The organism is Nocardia vermiculata NBRC 100427, from assembly GCF_001613265.1.
GTDB lineage: Bacteria > Actinomycetota > Actinomycetes > Mycobacteriales > Mycobacteriaceae > Nocardia > Nocardia vermiculata.
Map to the genome: position 1 here is coordinate 87,638 of NZ_BDCA01000019.1, position 18,315 is coordinate 105,952.

The 18,315-nt window shown below is 67.8% G+C and carries 15 protein-coding genes; 6 read left to right on the plus strand and 9 right to left on the minus strand.

All coding sequences use genetic code 11. The features are described 5' to 3' along the window. The first annotated feature begins 68 nt into the window (after window positions 1-68). From tsf to NV2_RS20000, 4 genes are all read left to right on the plus strand, one after another. Window positions 69-893: a translation elongation factor Ts gene (tsf, locus tag NV2_RS19985; protein WP_067876512.1), complete on the plus strand. Its 825-nt coding sequence runs from the start codon at window positions 69-71 to the stop codon at window positions 891-893. A 265-nt stretch (window positions 894-1,158) separates the two neighbouring features. After that, a complete protein-coding gene (gene pyrH, locus NV2_RS19990) occupies window positions 1,159-1,890 on the plus strand; it encodes a UMP kinase (RefSeq protein ID WP_067876515.1) in 732 nt (243 codons plus the stop codon). 64 nt (window positions 1,891-1,954) lie between these two features. Then, window positions 1,955-2,512 (plus strand): ribosome recycling factor, encoded by a 558-nt coding sequence (frr, locus tag NV2_RS19995; protein WP_067876684.1) that lies wholly within the window; start codon window positions 1,955-1,957, stop codon window positions 2,510-2,512. 101 nt (window positions 2,513-2,613) lie between these two features. Then, the gene (locus NV2_RS20000) at window positions 2,614-3,501 is read left to right on the plus strand and encodes a phosphatidate cytidylyltransferase (RefSeq protein ID WP_067876686.1); all 888 of its coding nucleotides are present in this window, start codon (window positions 2,614-2,616) and stop codon (window positions 3,499-3,501) included. A 46-nt stretch (window positions 3,502-3,547) separates the two neighbouring features. Here NV2_RS20000 and NV2_RS20005 read toward each other — a convergent pair whose 3' ends face one another. Beyond that, window positions 3,548-3,931: a LapA family protein gene (locus NV2_RS20005; protein ID WP_067876517.1), complete on the minus strand. Its 384-nt coding sequence runs from the start codon at window positions 3,929-3,931 to the stop codon at window positions 3,548-3,550. A gap of 92 nt (window positions 3,932-4,023) precedes the next feature. Further along, window positions 4,024-4,653 carry a TetR/AcrR family transcriptional regulator gene (locus tag NV2_RS20010; RefSeq protein ID WP_067876519.1) on the minus strand — a complete coding sequence of 210 codons (630 nt, stop codon included), beginning with the start codon at window positions 4,651-4,653 and terminating at the stop codon, window positions 4,024-4,026. 36 nt (window positions 4,654-4,689) lie between these two features. On the opposite strand from NV2_RS20010, the gene NV2_RS20015 reads away from it, so the two are divergent. Then, window positions 4,690-6,153, plus strand: coding sequence for a serine hydrolase domain-containing protein (locus tag NV2_RS20015; RefSeq protein ID WP_084475124.1), 1,464 nt, complete (start codon window positions 4,690-4,692; stop codon window positions 6,151-6,153). 54 nt (window positions 6,154-6,207) lie between these two features. Next, complete coding sequence (gene rlmN, locus NV2_RS20020; RefSeq protein WP_067876525.1) at window positions 6,208-7,317, plus strand: dual-specificity RNA methyltransferase RlmN; 1,110 nt, start codon at window positions 6,208-6,210, stop codon at window positions 7,315-7,317. Window positions 7,318-7,358: 41 nt separating this feature from the next. Here the strand turns inward: rlmN and efeB are convergent, their stop codons facing one another. The 7 genes from efeB to shc all read right to left on the minus strand — a co-directional run bounded on the left by efeB (window position 7,359) and on the right by shc (window position 18,314). Beyond that, entirely contained in the window at window positions 7,359-8,597 is a 1,239-nt protein-coding gene (gene efeB / locus NV2_RS20025; protein ID WP_067876528.1) for an iron uptake transporter deferrochelatase/peroxidase subunit, read from the minus strand. 25 nt (window positions 8,598-8,622) lie between these two features. After that, complete coding sequence (gene efeU / locus NV2_RS20030; RefSeq protein WP_084475126.1) at window positions 8,623-10,788, minus strand: iron uptake transporter permease EfeU; 2,166 nt, start codon at window positions 10,786-10,788, stop codon at window positions 8,623-8,625. 90 nt (window positions 10,789-10,878) lie between these two features. Beyond that, window positions 10,879-11,994, minus strand: a complete 1,116-nt coding sequence (gene ispG / locus NV2_RS20035; protein ID WP_067876687.1) for a flavodoxin-dependent (E)-4-hydroxy-3-methylbut-2-enyl-diphosphate synthase — start codon at window positions 11,992-11,994, stop codon at window positions 10,879-10,881. Continuing rightward, window positions 11,991-13,784: a 1-deoxy-D-xylulose-5-phosphate synthase gene (locus tag NV2_RS20040; RefSeq protein ID WP_067876533.1), complete on the minus strand. Its 1,794-nt coding sequence runs from the start codon at window positions 13,782-13,784 to the stop codon at window positions 11,991-11,993. The genes ispG and NV2_RS20040 overlap by 4 nt, the downstream gene beginning before the upstream one ends. A 43-nt stretch (window positions 13,785-13,827) precedes the next feature. Continuing rightward, window positions 13,828-14,829, minus strand: a complete 1,002-nt coding sequence (gene hpnH, locus NV2_RS20045; protein ID WP_067876536.1) for an adenosyl-hopene transferase HpnH — start codon at window positions 14,827-14,829, stop codon at window positions 13,828-13,830. Then, on the minus strand, window positions 14,830-16,305 hold the full coding sequence (ispH, locus tag NV2_RS20050) for a 4-hydroxy-3-methylbut-2-enyl diphosphate reductase (RefSeq protein WP_067876539.1): 1,476 nt from the start codon (window positions 16,303-16,305) through the stop codon (window positions 14,830-14,832). Beyond that, window positions 16,302-18,314, minus strand: a complete 2,013-nt coding sequence (shc, locus tag NV2_RS20055; protein ID WP_084475128.1) for a squalene--hopene cyclase — start codon at window positions 18,312-18,314, stop codon at window positions 16,302-16,304. The genes ispH and shc overlap by 4 nt, the downstream gene beginning before the upstream one ends. Between the last annotated feature and the right edge of the window lies 1 nt (window position 18,315).

The window sequence follows — 18,315 nt, forward strand, 5'->3', positions numbered from 1 at the left end:
AAGCGGTCGGCATGGTGGTCCCGGAGACCTGACCAAACTTTCGTAACCTTTCGAGGAGGCTCGCCACGATGGCGAACTACACCGCCCAGGATGTGAAGCGGCTCCGTGAGCTCACCGGCTCCGGAATGATGGACTGCAAGAAGGCGCTGGAGGAGACCGACGGCGATTTCGACAAGGCCGTCGAGGTTCTGCGGATCAAGGGCGCCAAGGATGTCGGCAAGCGCGCCGAGCGCGCCACCGCCGAGGGCCTGGTCGCCGCGCAGAACGGCGTGATGATCGAGCTCAACTCCGAGACCGACTTCGTCGCCAAGAACGACGAGTTCCAGAACACCGCCGGTGACATCGTCGATGCCGCCGCCAAGGTGCGTCCGGCCGACCTGGAGGCCCTCAAGGCCGTCGACGTGAACGGCAAGACTGCCGATCAGGTCGTGCAGGAGCTGGCCGCGAAGATCGGTGAGAAGCTCGAGCTGCGCCGCGTCGTCTCCTACGACGGCCCGGTCGCGACCTACCTGCACAAGCGTTCCTCGGATCTGCCGCCCGCCGTGGGTGTGCTGGTGGAGTACCAGGGTGAGGGCGACGCCGCTGCCGAGGTCGCTCGTGCCGCCGCGATGCAGATCGCCGCACTGAAGGCCAAGTACGTCACCCGCGAGGAAGTCCCGGCCGATATCGTCGCCAAGGAGCGCGAGATCGCCGAGGCGACCGCCAAGGAAGAGGGCAAGCCGGAGGCTGCGCTGCCGAAGATCGTCGAGGGTCGTGTGAACGGCTTCTACAAGGACGTCGTCCTGCTGGAGCAGTCGTCGGTCACCGACAGCAAGAAGACCGTCAAGGCACTGCTGGACGAGGCCGGTGTGACCATCACCCGCTTCGCCCGCTTCGAGGTCGGCCAGTCCTGATCTGCCGCTGATCCGTCCGTCACCAGGCCCCCGGCGTAACAATTCGTTGCGCCGGGGGCCTCGTGCGCTGTCGGTCCGATAGCCGGCGGTTCGCCCTCCGGTGCGTCTGCCGGCGGCCTGCTGTTTTTCGTGGGTCGGCTCCCCGGCTTTCCTGCTCGTGGTGCAGGATGGACACAGCGTGTTACCGTCCCGCGCGACACCGTGCGCCCCGGGAGGGTGATTTCCCGTGCGTGCGCTCGCTCGACCGTAGAGAACAAGGAGACCGATGGACCCGGATACGGCGCCCGACCGCGAAGGCTATCGCCGAGTACTCCTCAAATTGGGTGGAGAGATGTTCGGTGGCGGCGAGGTCGGACTCGACCCGGATGTGGTCCAGGCCGTGGCCGAGCAGATCGCGGAGGTGGTCTCGACCGGTGTGCAGGTGGCCGTGGTCATCGGTGGGGGCAATTTCTTCCGTGGTGCCGAGCTCGAGGAGCGCGGTATGGAACGAGCTCGCTCCGACTACATGGGTATGCTGGGCACCGTGATGAACAGCCTTGCGCTGCAAGACTTTCTGCAGAAGCAGGGGATCGATACCCGGGTGCAGACCGCCATCACCATGGGCCAGGTCGCCGAACCGTATCTGCCGCTGCGTGCCAAGCGGCACCTGGAGAAGGGGCGGGTGGTGATCTTCGGTGCCGGTATGGGTATGCCGTATTTCTCCACCGACACCACCGCGGCCCAGCGGGCCCTGGAGATCGGCGCGGAGGTGGTGCTGATGGCCAAGGCTGTCGACGGCGTCTTCACCGCCGACCCCAAGATCGACGCCGACGCGAAAATGTACACCCAGGTGTCGCACAAGGAAGTTCTCGAACGCGGGCTCAAGGTGGCCGATGCCACCGCATTCAGTCTGTGTATGGACAACCAGATGCCGATGCTGGTGTTCAATTTGCTGACCAAGGGCAATATCGCCCGTGCGGTCGCCGGTGAGAAAATCGGAACACTGGTTCTGTCCTGATTTCACCGGACCCGGTTCTCGTGAAATCCGGGCCCGTCGAAACGATGCTGTGGAGGAAACGGTCGTGATTGATGAAGCACTCTTCGATGCCGAGGAGAAGATGGAGAAGGCCGTCTCGGTAGCGAAGGACGACCTCGGAGCCATTCGGACGGGCCGGGCGAACCCGGGCATGTTCAACCGAGTCGTCGTGGACTACTACGGTGCACCCACACCGATTACTCAGATGGCGAGTATCACCGTGCCCGAACCGCGCATGGTCGTGATCAAGCCGTATGAGCAGGGGCAGATGCGGACCATCGAGACCGCGATCCGCAACTCGGATCTGGGTGTGAACCCGACCGACGACGGCAACGTCATCCGGGTGATGATCCCGCAGCTGACCGAAGAGCGCCGCCGCGAACTGGTCAAGCAGGCCAAGTCCAAGGGCGAGGATTCCAAGGTCGCCATCCGCAATGTGCGGCGCAAGTCGATGGACGAGCTGAACCGGATCCAGAAGGACGGTGAGGCCGGCGAGGACGACGTCGCCCGCGCCGAAAAGGAACTGGACAAGGTCACGCAGAAGTACGTGGCGCAGATCGACGAGCTGGTCAAGCACAAGGAATCGGAACTGCTCGAGGTGTGAGACTCGCACCCGGCGCGACGGGGCACGGGTACGGGGACGGAGTGAACGAGTAAGTGAGCGACGGGACAATCGTGGCGGAAGAAGCCGCAGCCGGCGAGGCGATGCCGGCCAGCGACACGGCCGGTGTACCACCGGCACCCGATATGCCCTCGGCACCGCCGAGCGGTAAGTCCTCCCGCGCCGGTCGTAATCTGCCGGCCGCCCTGGCGGTCGGTGTCGGCCTCGGCGCCGCACTGATCGCGATCCTGCTGTTCGTTCCGAAGGTGCTCATCGGCGTCGTCGCCGTTGCCATGGCGATCGCGACCTGGGAGGTCGCCAAGCGGCTGCGCGAGGCCGATGTGCTGGTGCCCCGTGTGCCGCTGCTCGTCGGCGGACAGGCCATGATCTGGCTGGCCTGGCCGCTGGGGCCGCAAGGAGTGGCCGGCGCGTTCGCCACGACAGCGCTGGTCTGTATGGTCTGGCGCTTGTTCGATCACGGACTCTCGGCGACACCGCGCAATTTCCTGCGAGACACCGCGATCACCGTCTTCGTGGCGTCCTGGATCCCGCTGCTCGCCGCGTTCGCGGTCCTGATGCTGCTGCAGGACGACGGCAATCTGCGGGTGCTGACGTTCATGATCCTGGTGGTCTGCTCCGATGTGGGCGGCTATGTCGCCGGCGTGCTCTTCGGCCGGCATCCCATGGTTCCCGCGATCAGCCCGAAGAAGTCCTGGGAGGGCTTCGGTGGCTCACTGCTGTTCTGTGTCATCGGTGGCCTGCTGACGGTGACTCTGCTGCTGCAGGCCAACTCGATGATCGGTGTCCTGCTCGGGGTCGCGGTGGTGTTCGTGGCCACCCTCGGTGATCTGATCGAATCGCAGATCAAGCGGGAACTGGGTATCAAGGACATGGGCACCCTGTTGCCCGGTCACGGCGGCATCATGGACCGCCTCGATTCGATGCTGCCCTCGGCATTCGTGTCCTGGCTGGTGCTGACTGCGCTGCTCTAGGGTCCGCCTGTCCACCGGCCCAGCGTTCGGCCGGTGGTCGTGTGGTTCAGCGACGTTTTTTCGCCTCGCGGCGCAACTGCATGATCCGCCAGCCACCCGCCAGAGCCATCACCAGTGCTCCGGCGATGACCGACAACAGCATCGTCACTCCCAGTGGCAGATCGATCTGCCAGAAGAACAGGTGGATCGGTGCGGTGTCGAGATTCTGAATGATGAAGATCAACAACAGAATCCCGATGATCGCCGCTGCCACCAGGGCGACCCAGGTGTACCCGGCGCGCGTCCGCGACGGGCGGTTGCGGCGCGTCCGTGCGGTCGAGGGCGGGGTATCGACCCGTGGGGTATCGATGGGGTCGGTGTAGGTCGGGTCGGCGTGCGGCACCGGGCCCGGCCGGTCCGGTCCGTTCTCGGGTACTGCTTCGCTGGACATAGCTCGATCATTCCCGATCGCTATGGCGGATGCACGCACCTTCGCCCGGTTGATCGGCGCTGGCCCGGTGTGTGTCTGCTCGGCGCCGTAGGTCAGGTGCCGTAGTGGCTGCAGTGTCCGGTGAAGACCAGGGAAATCACCGGACGAAGGATTGCGTCCATCGAGCCGGGATCGCCGAGCGAGGGATTCATCGCCAAGCTGTCGGCGAATCCGCGTGCGGCACAGAGGATCATTGCCGCAGACCGGTCGCTGTCGACCGCTGTGGATACCTCGCCGCACTCCTTGCCGTTGTCTATGGCAACGGCAATACGTTGCTGTAGATCTGCGCTCGCCCGCTGCGCGACCGCGGCCAGTTCGGCATCGTTGAGCGACAGCATCCACAGGCTGCGTTCGACACGGAACTCGAGCGTCCGCTCCGGATCCAGCGGCAGGAGTTCGGTCAGGCCGTCGAGCAGTATCACCGCGATAGGTTGCCGGGCGGACTCACCGGTGCGAATTCGGGTTTCGACCCGCCCGGCACTGCGTTGCAGGCAGTCCTCGTATGAATACCGCAGCAACGCTGCCTTGTTCTCGAAGTAGTGCTGGATCAGTCCGACCGATACACCGGCCTCCGTGGCCACTCGCGCGAACGAGACACGATGTAGTCCTTCGGCGGCCAGGAGTCGTTGAAATGCCCGCGTCATCAGGTCGCGGCGCTGGTCGTGGTCGGCGGTACGGGGCACGTGACAACAATATACTCATATGGTTACCTTTCCAATATGACCATATTGGTACGCTGTGTGGCCTGGCTTGCTGCCGTGGCGCTACTGATCATCACCACGGCGGGACCCGCGGCGGCCGACGAACACGGCAACACACCGCGCCTGTACGACACGATGGACACGTTCGTCCGCGACAGAATGAGCAATGCGGGAAGTCCCGGGGCCGCGTACGCGATCGTGGACCGCGACGGCATCCGCCACTCCGGAACCTTCGGCTCCGACGGGGACGGAGGCGCGGTGAGTAGCGAGACCCCCTTCCTGTGGGGCTCGGTGGCCAAGCCGGTGACGGCGACGCTGGTGATGGCGATGGTCTCGGCCGGAGAACTGCGGCTCGATGCGCCGCTGACCACATACTTGCCGTCGTTCCGGACCCGCGATGTCGAGCGGTCCGCAATGATCACGGTGCGTCAACTGCTCGATCACACCAGCGGCCTGCCCACCAGCACTCGCCACACCGATCGCACCGCCCCGCACCGGCGCCCGGCAGATGTAGTGCCCGAACTGGAGCGGGAGTCGCTGGTCGGCGCACCCGGCGTCACCTACCGCTATTCCAGCACGAACTATCTGCTGCTGGCTGCCGTGGTGGAGGCGGTGACCGGCCGGCCGTTCCCCGAGGTCCTGCGCGACCGGGTGCTCGGCCCGTTGGATATGCGCGACGCTGTCACTACCGCCGAGCAGGCGAGGGCAACCGTGCCGCATGGTCACCGGTACGTCTTCGGTCGGCCGGTGCCGATGGCCACCCCTTTCGATCCCGCCGGCGTGGGGTACGGATATCTCGGTGGGTCGGTCGCGGACCTCGCCGCCTTCGCTCGAATGAACCTCGGCGGCGGCGTCGAGGTCGTCGGGCCGGCGCAACGCGCCGCCATGGTCGCAGGAGATGTCCCCACCGGACCGGACCGGAGTTATGGACTCGGCTGGCGACGCTGGGCGATACCCGGCACCGATACTCCGATGGTCTGGCACGGCGGCGCTGTCCCGGGCTTCTGGGCGCAGATAATTCTGCTTCCGGAGCACGCCGTCGTCCTGCTCGCGAACAGCTACGGGCCGTTGCACGAACCGAAGCTGCTGAATATCGGATTCGGTCTGGCGGAACTGTCGCTCGGCCGTCAACCGCCCGAGAGTCCCTCGACGTACACCTATCCCGTTGTGCTCGGTGCCATGCTCGCCATGGTTGTGATACTGCTCGGACTCATCGTCCACGGAGTCCGGCTCCTCATCGGCCGAAGACCGGCTACACCGAGCAGGGTGCGCACCGGCGCCGTCCTCGCCGGATGGGTGCTCGTTCTCGGAGGCGTGCTGTACGGATTCGGGCGCATCCTGCCGACCCGCTCGGGGGTCGAGCTCTACCAGCTCGGTCTGTGGGCACCGGATGTCGCCGCCCTGGTCTTCGCCACCCTCATCGCGGCCGGCGTGCTCCTGGTGCTGCGGGTCGTGATCGGCCTTCGCGCCCTCCGGCGATGACCTTCACCACCCACCGGGCGTTCCCACGTGCATGGATGCGACACTGGTAGGGCTATGACTACCTCCCTGCCGCTCGTTTTCGATGCTCCGCGCCGCGGTATGCCGCCGCGTCATCTCGCCGATCTCGATGCGGAGCAGCGGCGGCAGGTGGTGCAGGAACTCGGCCTGCCGAAGTTCCGCGCCGATCAGATCGCCCGCCAGTACTACGGGCGATTGCAGGCGGATCCGCGCCGGATGACCGATCTGCCGGAGCCGATGCGGGACAAGATCGCCCAGGCGCTGTTTCCGTCGCTGCTCAGCGAGGTCCGGCACGTGGTGTGCGACGACGGCACCACTCGGAAGACCCTGTGGCGGGCGGGGGACGGCACGCTGTTGGAGAGCGTGCTGATGCGCTACTCCGATCGCAACACGTTGTGTATTTCCAGCCAGGCCGGCTGCGGTATGGCCTGCCCGTTCTGCGCGACGGGGCAGGGCGGTCTGAACCGGAACCTGTCCACCGCGGAAATCGTCGACCAGGTGCGCGCGGCTGCCGCGGCCCTGCGCGACGGTGAGGTGGCCGGGGGAGCCGGCCGCCTGTCGAACATCGTGTTCATGGGTATGGGTGAGCCGCTGGCCAACTACAAGCGGGTGGTGGCGGCTGTCCGGCGGATCACCTCGCCGGCTCCCGACGGCCTGGGCATCTCACAACGCAATGTGGTGGTGTCGACCGTCGGTCTGGCCCCGGCGATCCGCAAGCTGGCCGACGAGGGTTTGTCGGTGACGCTGGCGGTTTCGCTGCACACCCCCGACGACGAGCTGCGTGACACGTTGGTGCCGGTGAACAATCGCTGGTCGGTGGCCGAAGTGCTCGATGCGGCACGGTATTACGCGGACACCACCGGCCGCCGGGTATCGATCGAGTACGCGTTGATCCGCGATATCAACGATCAGCCGTGGCGGGCGGACATGCTGGGCTCGAAGCTGCACAAGGCGCTGGGTTCCCGGGTGCACGTGAATCTGATCCCGCTCAATCCCACCCCGGGCTCCCAGTGGGACGCCTCGCCGAAACCGGTGGAGCGAGAGTTCGTCCGCCGGGTGGAGGCGCAGGGCGTGCCGTGCACGGTCCGCGATACCCGCGGGCAGGAGATCGCCGCGGCCTGCGGGCAATTGGCTGCCGAGGCATAAACGCCGGCGGCACGGCTCGTCGCCGTGATCCGGCGCGCCGCTCAGCTCAGCAGCGTCCGTGCATACCAGTCCTGCTCGTCGCGGACGCCGGGCAGCGCGAAGAAGTATCCACCGCCGAACGGCTGGACGTAATCGGTGAGCGGTTCGTCGATCAGCCGGGTCTGGATCGCCTCGAACTGGCGGCTCACATCCTGCTGGTAGCAGCTGAAGATATGACCGGCTGCCATATTGCCGTTGCGTTCGACGCCGAGGTCGTAGTTGTAGGAGCGGCGCACCAGTTGCTGTCGTGCGGTGTCCGGGGTGCGCGGATTGGCCAGCCGGATATGGGAATCGAGCGGAACGACCGAGCCTTCGGGGTCGGCCGCGTAGTCGGGGGTGTCGAATTCCTGATTGCCGTCGAGCGGTGCGCCGGAGTCACGGCGACGGCCGAACATGTTCTCCTGCTCGTTGATCGACACCCGGTCCCAGAATTCCACCAGCATCCGGATCAGCCGCACCACCTGATAGGTGCCACCTCGGGTCCATGCCGGTTCGTCCGCGCCCGCGGGGATCCAGATCAGTGATTCGGCCTCGGCGCCGGTCGGGTTGGCGGTGCCGTCCTTGAAGCCGAGCAGATTGCGGGCGGTCCCGGAGGGACGCGGCGGGGAGTTGTAGCCGTCGATCTTCCAGCGCAGCTGCAGCGCGCCGCGGGTGTGCCGGGTGAGGTCGCGCAGCGCGTGGTGGACGGTGTCGGGATGATGGGCGCACAGCTGAATCAGCAGGTCGCCGTGCATCCACGCCGGGTCCGGGGTGTCGTTCGGGAAGGTTCGCATGGGCTGGAGGCGTGCGGGTGCGGCGGCGCGCAGCCCGAAGCGGTCGTCGAACAGACCGGCGCCGACCGCGGTCGTGACGGTGAGTCCGTCGGCGATCACCTCGGGGCCGAGAACGGCGCTGTCGGCCGGAGGTTCGCCGAGTCCGAGGTCGTCCGGGGTGCCACCGGCGGTGAGGAATCTGGCGCGTTCGGTGAGGGCGCGCATCGCCTCGGCGAGCTCGTCCCGGCTCCGGGCGGTGACATCGAAGGCCGCGAAGCAGGCGGCATTCTGCTTGGCGTCCGGCCCGGGAGTGAGAATGCCCGACTGGTGCACACCGTGGAACGGATAGCGGGCCGAGGCGACGGGCCGGCCCGCTACTGCCGCCTCGGCATCCTGGTGGGCGCCTTCGGCGAGGAGACCGGCGGTCAGCGCGGTTCCCGCGGCACCGGCGGCGGCACCGGAGAAGAAGCTGCGACGGCTGACGTTCATCGTGGAGCCTTTACTGGTTCGGCGATCAGTGGGAGATCGGGACTTCGAGCAGCCGTGGCACCCGGGCGAGCTCTTCGAGCGCGGCTCCCAGACGTGCGTTCACGGCTTGGTGCAGGGCTGGTGGCGTGGCCTCGGGGGCCCGCCAGTGACCGTGGTCCCGGGTGGCGAGCAGTGCTGCCTGGAGCTCGTCCAGACGGGTTCGCAGGCCGGCACGCAGGTCCGGAGCCCGCTCGTCGAGCAACGGCCCGAGTTCGGCGAGGACGGTGCGGGTGACGTCGATATCGGCGAGCGTCATCGGGTAGGCAGCACCGCCGCCGTGATCGTCGATACCCGAAATATGGTCGCGTTGGGCATCTTCGAGAATTTCGTGGGCGCGCAACGGCAGATTCACCGGATCACCGGCGAGGTCCTCGCTACCCAGATTCTCGCGGAGATGCCCGATATCGGCACCGAGGCGGTCGAGGACCGGCAGCAGTTGCTCGGGTCGCTGCCCGTGCCACAGGCCGTATTCGAGGCGGTGCAGGCCGGTGAAGTCCGGATCGGCGACACCTCCGGGCAGGCCGTCCGGGAGACCCGACACCGCGGTGCCGGCCGCACCGAAACTGTTGTAGGAGGCACCGACTCGTTCCCACATCTGCTGTGCGGTGAGCCAATCCACCCGGGCTGCGGCGATGTCCCCGCGCCGCAGATCTGCGCCGATGGCGTCGAGCGTGGCGGCCAGCCGGGTCAGGGTGCCGGCGGCATAGGCCTGGTAGGCGTCGTTCGGGCCACGCAGATCGTCCGCGGTGACGCGGTGGACCGGTGGCGGGGCATCACCCACCCGGCCGCTCACCGCTACCGCCGCCGACGAGGTCACCGGCTTGCCCGACATCAGGCATTGCATGGTGTAGTTGCCGTCACTGAGGGTTGCGGTGAGGTCGGCGGTGGTGCCCGGGCCGATCGTCTCGATCTCGCCGACCACCGCGCCGCCGGAATTCACCAGGTTGATCTCACCGGCCACGGAGGTCTTGTTCTGTACCTGGAAGGTGCGGGTGCCGGCGGTGGCGGACGTCCATTCCGCCGCACACGAGGTGTCGGAGACGGTCACGGCCTGGATGGAATCGGAGCCGGGGGAGGGGAGCAGTGCGATCGCGGCACCGGCCGCGAGGGCAGGTACGAGCACCAGCACGGCACCCACCAGCGCCGGGCGCGGCCCCACGATGCGCTCCCACCGGTCTGCGGATGCGGACCCGGCCGGCGCAGGTTGCGCGGAGGTACGGGGAGATTCGTCGGGCGTCGCCGGTGGGCCGGCCGGTTCGGCAGCCGCTGCCGGTTGTGCAGGCCCCGGTTTCGGCGGCTGCGCGGATGCCGCCGAGGACGTGGTCGTGGCGGTGCGTCCGGCACGGACGAACAGCGGGATCACCACGGCCAGATAGGCCACCCAGGCCACGACCTGCAGTACGGTCATCCGCGGCGTGAGCTCGGTGACGCCGGTGATGATCGAGACCCACCACGAGTTCGGGTCGATATGTGCCGACAGGTCGAAGGCGACCCAGTGCCGGCCGGGCAGGATTCCGGCATCCTGCAGGTCGCCGAGACCGTAGGCCAGCACGCCCGCGGCGATGACGATCAGCGCCAGTGCGGTGCGATTGAAGAACACACCGAGGTTGAGTTTCACCGATTGCCGATACAGCAACCAGCACAGGACGACGGCGGCGGCGAATCCGAGTGCGGCACCGATCAGCGGTGCGAGGGTGGTGCCGGATGCCTTGACGGCGGTCCAGACGAACAGCGTCGATTCCAGTCCCTCGCGGCCCACGGCGAGGAAGGCGGTGACTGCCAGTGCGCCCGCGCCGATCGCGGTGGCCCGGGCGACCTCGCCGCGCAACTGGCCCGAGAGGGATGCGGCGGTACGCCGCATCCAGAACACCATCGCGGTCACCAGGCCGACCGCGGTCACACTCAATACGCCGCCGACGATCTCCTGACCGGAATTCGACAGCACATTCGTGGAGTAGGTGAGGACAGCGGCGAAGGCCGCGGCGACCGATACGGCGCCGAGCACACCGAGCCATACCGGAGTGGTGGCAACCGGGCGTTCGGGCGTCGAGGTCTTGCGTACCGCGGCCAGCAGGATCGTGACGACGAGTCCGGCTTCCAGGCCCTCTCGCAGGCAGATCAGCAGGTTGGGTACAGCCTCGGCCCAGTTCACCGTCCAAAGGTAAGGCATACCTTCAACGCCGGTCCATCCTTGTGGCGTGATTATCACCGCAGGTGAGGAGGTATGCGCGCTTTGTCTGGATTATTCTTGGTGCTCCTCGACCAGGGTGAGCGCTTCCTCGATCAGCGCCTCGACGATCATCGATTCCGGGACGGTGCGCACCACCTCGCCGCGTACGAAGATCTGGCCCTTGTGATTGCCCGCGGACACACCGATATCGGCCTCGCGGGACTCGCCGGGACCGTTGACGATGCATCCCATCACCGCGACCCGCAACGGGGCGGGGAAATCGCGGAACGCCTCCTCCACTCTCTTGGTCAGATCGAAGACGTCGACCTGGCAGCGACCGCAGGTGGGGCAGGACACGATATCGAGGGTGCGTGGCCGCAGACCGAGTCCGGCCAGAATGTGGTGACCGACCTTGACCTCCTCGGCCGGTGGCCCCGACAGCGACACCCGGATCGTGTCGCCGATCCCCTCCGACAGGAGGATGCCGAACGCGCTCGCCGACTTCGCGGTGCCCTGCAGCGGTGGGCCGGCCTCGGTGACGCCCAGATGCAGCGGATAGTCGCAGCGCTGCGCGAGCAGGCGGTAGGCCTGGATCATCACCAGGGGGTCGTTGTGCTTCACCGAGATCTTCAGATCCCGGAAACCGTGTTCCTCGAACAATCCGGCTTCCCAGAGCGCGGATTCCACCAGCGCCGGCGCGGTGGCACGGCCGCCGTAGCGGTCCAGGACGCGCTGATCGAGTGAGCCCGCGTTGACCCCGATGCGGATCGGTACGCCCGCGGCACCGGCCGCGGTGGCGATCTCGCGCACCTTGTCGTCGAACTTGCGGATATTGCCCGGGTTCACCCGGACGCCCGCACATCCGGCGTCGATGGCGGCGAAGACGTAGCGCGGATTGAAGTGGATATCGGCGATCACCGGGATGGCCGAACGCCGGGCGATCGTCGGCAGTACGTCGCAGTCGTCCTGGGACGGCACCGCGATGCGCACGATGTCGCAGCCCGCGGCGGTCAATTCCGCGATCTGCCGCAGCGTCGCCTCGACGTCGGCGGTCACGGTGGTGGTCATCGACTGGACGGAGATGGGTGCTCCGCCACCCACCGGCACCGATCCGACATCGATGCGCCGGCTGTGCCGGCGCGGACGCAGCGCCGGCGCGGCGGGCTCGGACAAGAAGACGGCGGTCATCGGATCCTCTCGGTTGCGGGCAGCCATTCCAGGCAGGCCGCGGCGATGCCCTCGCCGGTGAGTCCGCAGTCGGCGAGTATCCGGTCGCGGGGGGCGTGGGCGATGAATTCGGTCGGCAGTCCGAGTGCGCGTACCTGCGTGGCCGCGCCGTCGCTTGCGACCGTCCGAGTGAGGTGCGCGCCGATACCGTTGCCGGCGATACCGTCCTCCACGCAGACGGTGAGCCGGTGGCGCGCGGCGATGGAGACCAGGCCCGGATTGATCGGCCACACCCAGCGTGGATCCACCACGGTGGCTCCGAACCCGTTGTCGGACAGTATCCGCGCCGCCTGCAGACACGGCGTGGCCATCGGCCCGACGGCTACCAGCAGCACGTCGAGCGGGCTGTGCGGGCCACGGTGCAGGATGTCCATGCCGTCCATCCGCGCGATGTTCGGAACATCCTCTCCCACAGAGGCTTTCGGATACCGCATGGCCGTCGGGCCCGGGGTGGCAACGGCTTCCCGTAACAGTTCACGCACCCGGTTCGGGTCCCGCGGACAGGCGATACGCATGCCCGGAACACAGGTGAGCAGGGCCAGATCCCACATGCCGTGGTGACTGGGACCATCGGGTCCGGTGACCCCGGCCCGGTCCAATACCAGTGTCACCGGCAGTTCGTGCAGCGCGACATCGAGCAGTACCTGATCGATGGCCCGGTTGAGGAAGGTCGAGTACACCGCAACCACCGGGTGCATGCCCGCGGCCGCCAGCCCGGCCGCGGAGGCGAGTAGGTGTTGTTCGGCGATACCCGAGTCGAAGACCCGATCGGGTGCTCGTCGGGAGAACTCTCCGAGCCCGGTGGGTAACCGCATCGCCGCGGTCAGCGCGACCACCTCGGGTTGGTCGTCGGCGATAGCGGCCAGTTCGGTTTCCACCAGATCGGTCCAGCTGACGGTGGGCGGCTTTCGTGGCGCCCCGGTCTCCGGATCGATGACACCGCAGGAGTGCATGCGGTCGGCTTCGTCGGCCTCCGCGGGAGCGAATCCCCGTCCCTTGCAGGTGATCGCGTGCACCACGACCGGGCGACCCGCTGCGGCGGCAGTGTGCAGGGCGGTGCACAGCGCCCCGATGTCGTGCCCGTCGACCGGTCCGACATAGTCGAAACCCATGGCGTCGAACAGATTCCCGGCACCGGGCGCGCCTTCGCGCAGCGCGCGCAGGTGGTCGGCCAGGGCGCCGGCGGTCGGATCGTAGGATCGGCCGTTGTCGTTGAGCACCACCACGACCGGCCGCCGGGCGGCGCCGATGTTGTTCATCCCTTCCCAAGCCACTCCGCCGGTGAGCGCACCGTCACCGATCACCGCGACCACTCGGCGGTCGTGCTCACCGCGTAGTTCGAAGCCCTTGGCGATGCCGTCCGCCCAGGCCAGACTCACCGAGGCATGGGAATTCTCCACCCAGTCGTGCGCGGATTCGGCGCGGCTGGGATAGCCGGCCATACCGCCCGCGCGGCGCAGACTGTCGAAGGAATCCGCTCGCCCGGTGAGCAATTTGTGCGTGTAACTCTGATGCCCGGTGTCGAAGACCAGGGCATCGGTGGGGGAGCGGAACACCCGATGCAAGGCGATGGTCAGTTCCACCGTCCCCAGGCAGGCTCCCAGATGCCCGCCGACACCGGTCACCGTCTCGACGAGGCGTTCACGTATTCGCCGCGCCAATTCGGGCAGTTCTGCCTCGGCCAGGGTGGCCAGGGCGTCGGGACCGGTGAGGCGGGTGAGCGGGTCGGACCCGCGCGTCGACAGTGTCATGGGTGGGGTACTCACCTTCCGGGGCGGGAACCTGGGATGTCGGTCAGTCGACTGCGGCTCGGATCGTTTCCTTCAACGAGCCCAGCGTCGCGACCACCGCGGTGGGCTCGTATCCGCAGTGCGCCATGCAGTTCGAGCAGCGTTCGTCGTTGCCGCGCCCGAAGGCACCCCAGTCGGTGTCGTCGATCAGCTCCCGGTAGCTGGCGGCGTAGCCGTCGTCGAGCAGGTAGCACGGGCGCTGCCAGCCCTTGAGCGAATACGACGGGATGGCCCACGCGGTGCAGCCGAAGTCGACCTTGCCCTCGAGGAAATCCAGGTACAGCGGGGAATGGTTGAGTCGCCACTTCTTGCGGCGTCCGTCGGCGAACGCCTTCGTGAACAGTTCGTGGGTTTGTTTCACCCCGAGCCAGTGCTCCTGATCGGGCGCCTTCTCGTACGCGTAGCCGGGGGCGATCTGCATATGGTCGATCTCGAGTTCGTCGTTGAGATAGTCCAGTACGTCGATCACGTCCTGCGGCGAATCCACATCGAAGAAGGTGGTATTCGTCATCACCCGGAATCCGGCGGCCTTGGCCTGGCGGATCGCGTCCACCGCCTGATCGAACACGCCGTCCTTGCAGACCGAGGCGTCGTGTCGTTCGCGCAGCCCGTCCAGATGCACCATCCACGCGAAGTTGCGGTGCGGGGTGAACTTGTGCATATGTTTGGGCAGCAGCACGGCGTTGGTGCACAGGAAGACGATCTTGTTGCGGTCCAGCAACTGCTGTACGATCTCGTCGATCTGCGGATGCATCAACGGTTCACCGCCGGCGATCGACACCATCGGCGCGCCGCACTCCTCGATCGCGCCGACCGCCTGCTCGACGGGCATGCGCTGTTTGAGCAGCGTATGGGGATGCTGGATCTTGCCGCAGCCCGCGCACGCGAGGTTGCACGCGAACAGTGGCTCCAATTCCACGAGAATGGGGTACTTCTCGCGGCGAAGGACCTTCTGTTTCGCCAGATAGGCTCCCAGACGCACGGATTGACGGAATGGCATGGCCATTCAGCTCACCTCCCGAGGCAGGTTGAATCGAACATTTTCTTCGGTCACGGTGGTGCGGCGAACCTGGACGGTGCCGAGCCCGGACAGGGCCCGCACCAGGTCGTCCACCAGATGGGGTGGCGCCGAGGCGCCGGCGGTCACACCGATGCGGCGGGTACCGGCCAGCCAGCCGAGTTCGACCTCACCGGCGTCTTCCACGAGGTGCGCACGCACTCCCTCCGCCGCGGCGACCTCGGCCAGCCGCAGCGAATTGGAGGAATTGCGCGAACCCAGCACGAGCACGAGATCGGTCTGCCGCGCGACTTCCCGCACGGCGTGCTGGCGATTGGTGGTGGCGTAACAGATGTCGTCCTTGCGCGGCGCGTGCAGCTCCGGGAACCGTTGCCGCAGTACGGCTGCGGTGGCCTCGGCCTCCGCGGTCGCGAGCGTGGTCTGCATGACGTAGGCGACCCGGTCGGGGTCGGGCGGGTGGACCCGGGCGGCCTCGTCGGGATCGGCCACGACGATCACCTCTGCCGGTGCCTCCCCTCGAGTGCCGACGACCTCTTCGTGCTCGGAGTGTCCGATCAGGAACACGGTGTTGCCGGCTGCCGCGAAGGTGCGTACCTCCGCGTGCACCTTCGACACCAGGGGACAGGTGCCGTCGACCACTCGCAGTGCGCGCGCCTCGGCCTGCCGTCGGACCGCGGGTGCCACCCCGTGGGCGGCGAGTACCACCACGCCCCCTTCGGGGACCTGATCCAGCTCGTCGACGAACACCGCGCCGTGCTCGGACAATTCGTCGACCACATGGCTGTTGTGCACGATCTGTCGACGCACGTAGACCGGCGCGCCGAACCGGCGCAACGTCCGTTCGACGATTTCGATGGCGCGTTCGACGCCGGCGCAGAACGATCGCGGGCCGGCCAGCACCACCTCTCGTTCGCCGGTGGCCGCCGCCCAGCGGTCCAGCGCCGGACCGGCCGCGCGCAGCGACCGCAAAGCGCGTACCCCGCGCCATGCGGTGCCCGGATGCACCAGCGGCGCGTCCGGCGTGTCGACGATCGCGCGCAGCGCCACGGCCTGTCCCCCGGGTGCGTCGGCGGCGAGGAAGGCCGATTCGGTATCGACCGCGAGGGCCCCGGAATCCGCCAGCTCGGTTCGTGCGCGGCCGGTGACGACACGGTCGGCGGAGAACACCGGGCCCAGATGTGCGGGCAGCCCGAGCCGGAGTAGTTCACCGTGTAGCAGAACGGCTGCGGAGCTGGGGAATTCGGAAGTACTGCTGCGCAGCTCATCCGCTACGACCAGATCGCCCGGCCGTAGCCTGGCGGTGAGCGCACCGGCTACTCCCGCCACCGCGACAGGCCCCGCGCCGGCGCCGGAGTAGCGATGCCGCGGGCCGCGCGCGGTGCGTATCACCGGCGCCGAGACGGCGCCGTACAGCGCCGCCCATTCCGAACGCAGCGGCGTGCAGACGACTCCGGATCGGGTCATGGGCCTCGGCTCCCGTCCACGGCGGCGACGCCCTCGGGCGCACTCGCCTCCGGATGCCTGCGCAGGTACCGGCCCAGTGCCCAGACCGGGAACACCAGCCGATACAGGTGGTAGTTGATGTAGAAATCACCCGGGAAGCCGGTGCCGGTGAAAAGGTCCTCGTCCCAGCCCCCGTCGGCGCGCTGAGTCCCGACCAGCCAGGCGATTCCCCGCTCGACGGCGGGGGAGTCCTCCTCGGCTGCCAGCAGGGCCAGCAGTGCCCACGCGGTCTGCGACGGAGTCGAGTCGCCGCGGCCGACCCAGGCCGCATCGCGGTAGGACCGCAGATCCTCACCCCAGCCGCCGTCGGCGTTCTGATGCTCCTCCAGCCAGCGCACCGCCCGGCGGATCGGCCGGGACCGAGGGGCGGTGCCCGCAGCGACGAGAGCGGGAACCGCCGCGCCGGTACCGTAGATATGGTTGGCGCCCCAGCGGCCGAACCACGAGCCGTCGGTCTCCTGGTGATCGATCAGCCAGCGCACACCGCGCCGGCATTCGCGGTCGCCGCTGCGTCCCAGCGCCGCCAGCATCTCCACCACGTGGGCGGTCACATCTGCCGAGGGCGGATCGGTGACGGCGCCGAAGTCGCAGAACGGCAGCTTCGTGGGAAGTACCGAGGTGTTGTCGGCGTCGAATGCGCCCCAGCCGCCGTCGGCGGACTGCATGCCCACCGTCCAGCGCGCGGCACGATCGATCGCGGCATCGAGGCGCTGCCGGTCCGGGTGCGCGACCTGATTGAGCGCGATGACGATCTCCGCGGTGTCGTCGGTGTCGGGATAGACGTCGTTGGCGAATTCGAAGGCCCACCCGCCGGGTTCGAGCCCGGGCCGGCGCACCTGCCAGTCGCCGCCGGCGGTGATCTGCTCACCGAGCAGCCAATCGGTGGCGCGCAGTACGGCCGAATCACCCGGTGCCACACCCGCATCCAGCAGCGCGGCGGTCGCAAGCGCGGTATCCCACACCGGGGATTGGCAGGCCTCGAGCCGGCGGACCTCCCCGTCGGGTGTCTGCTCGCGTACCACGAACCCGTCCAGGCCCTCGATACCGGCCCGTAGCGCGGGATGATCGAGCGGATAGCCCAGAAGATGCAGTGCCAGTAGCGAATACACCCACGGCGGCTGAATTCCGCCCCAGCCGCCATCGGCCTCCTGCCGGGCCAGAATCCATTCCCCCGCCTGCCGCATCGCCAGGTCCCGCACCGGATTGAGCGGCAGCCGGGCGTAGGTGTGCAGCACCGTGTCCACCCGCTGGAACACTCCCGCCAGGCTGGTGAGCGGCGCCCGGCGCGCGGCGGGCGCGCCGGTACGCAACTCGTCGATGCCGAACGGTAGTGGGCGGCAGGGCCGTAGTGTCGCAACGACGGTCAGCGGCACGACGGTCTGGCGCGCCCAGCAGCCCCAGTCGTAGATGTTGAGCGGGAACCAGGACGGGAACAGCACCAGTTCGGGTGGCAGATTCGGCAGATCGTCCCAGGACCACAGACCGAACAGGGCCAGCCAGATCCGGGTGAACACGCGGCTCGCCTCGATACCACCTTCGGCACGGACGAACCGGGCCGCGGCGCGCATATGGGGTGCCGTCGGATCGTCGCCGGCCAGTCGCAACGCGACCCAGGCCTCGGCAGTGGTCGACAGGTCGCCCGGGCCGTCGTGGAAGGTCGCCCAGGTGCCGTCGGCACGTTGCTGCGAACGGATCCAGCGGGCGGCGGGGACGGTCACCTCCGGTGTGGAGATGCCGAGGAATTCCCGCAGCAGCAGGTCTTCGGCGTCCATCGTCACGTTCGTCGCCAATTCGCCCTTCCACCAGCCCTGTTCGTGCTGGGAAGTGCGCAGTAGATCGACCGCCGCCGCGGTGGCCGCGCGTACCGCGGCGGGATCGCTCGATCCGAGGGAAGGGACGGCCGCCGTGCGCGCGGTCGCGTGTTCGACGGCTGCCCGCCGGCTCGCCGCGCCGGTGTGGGTGACTGTCATA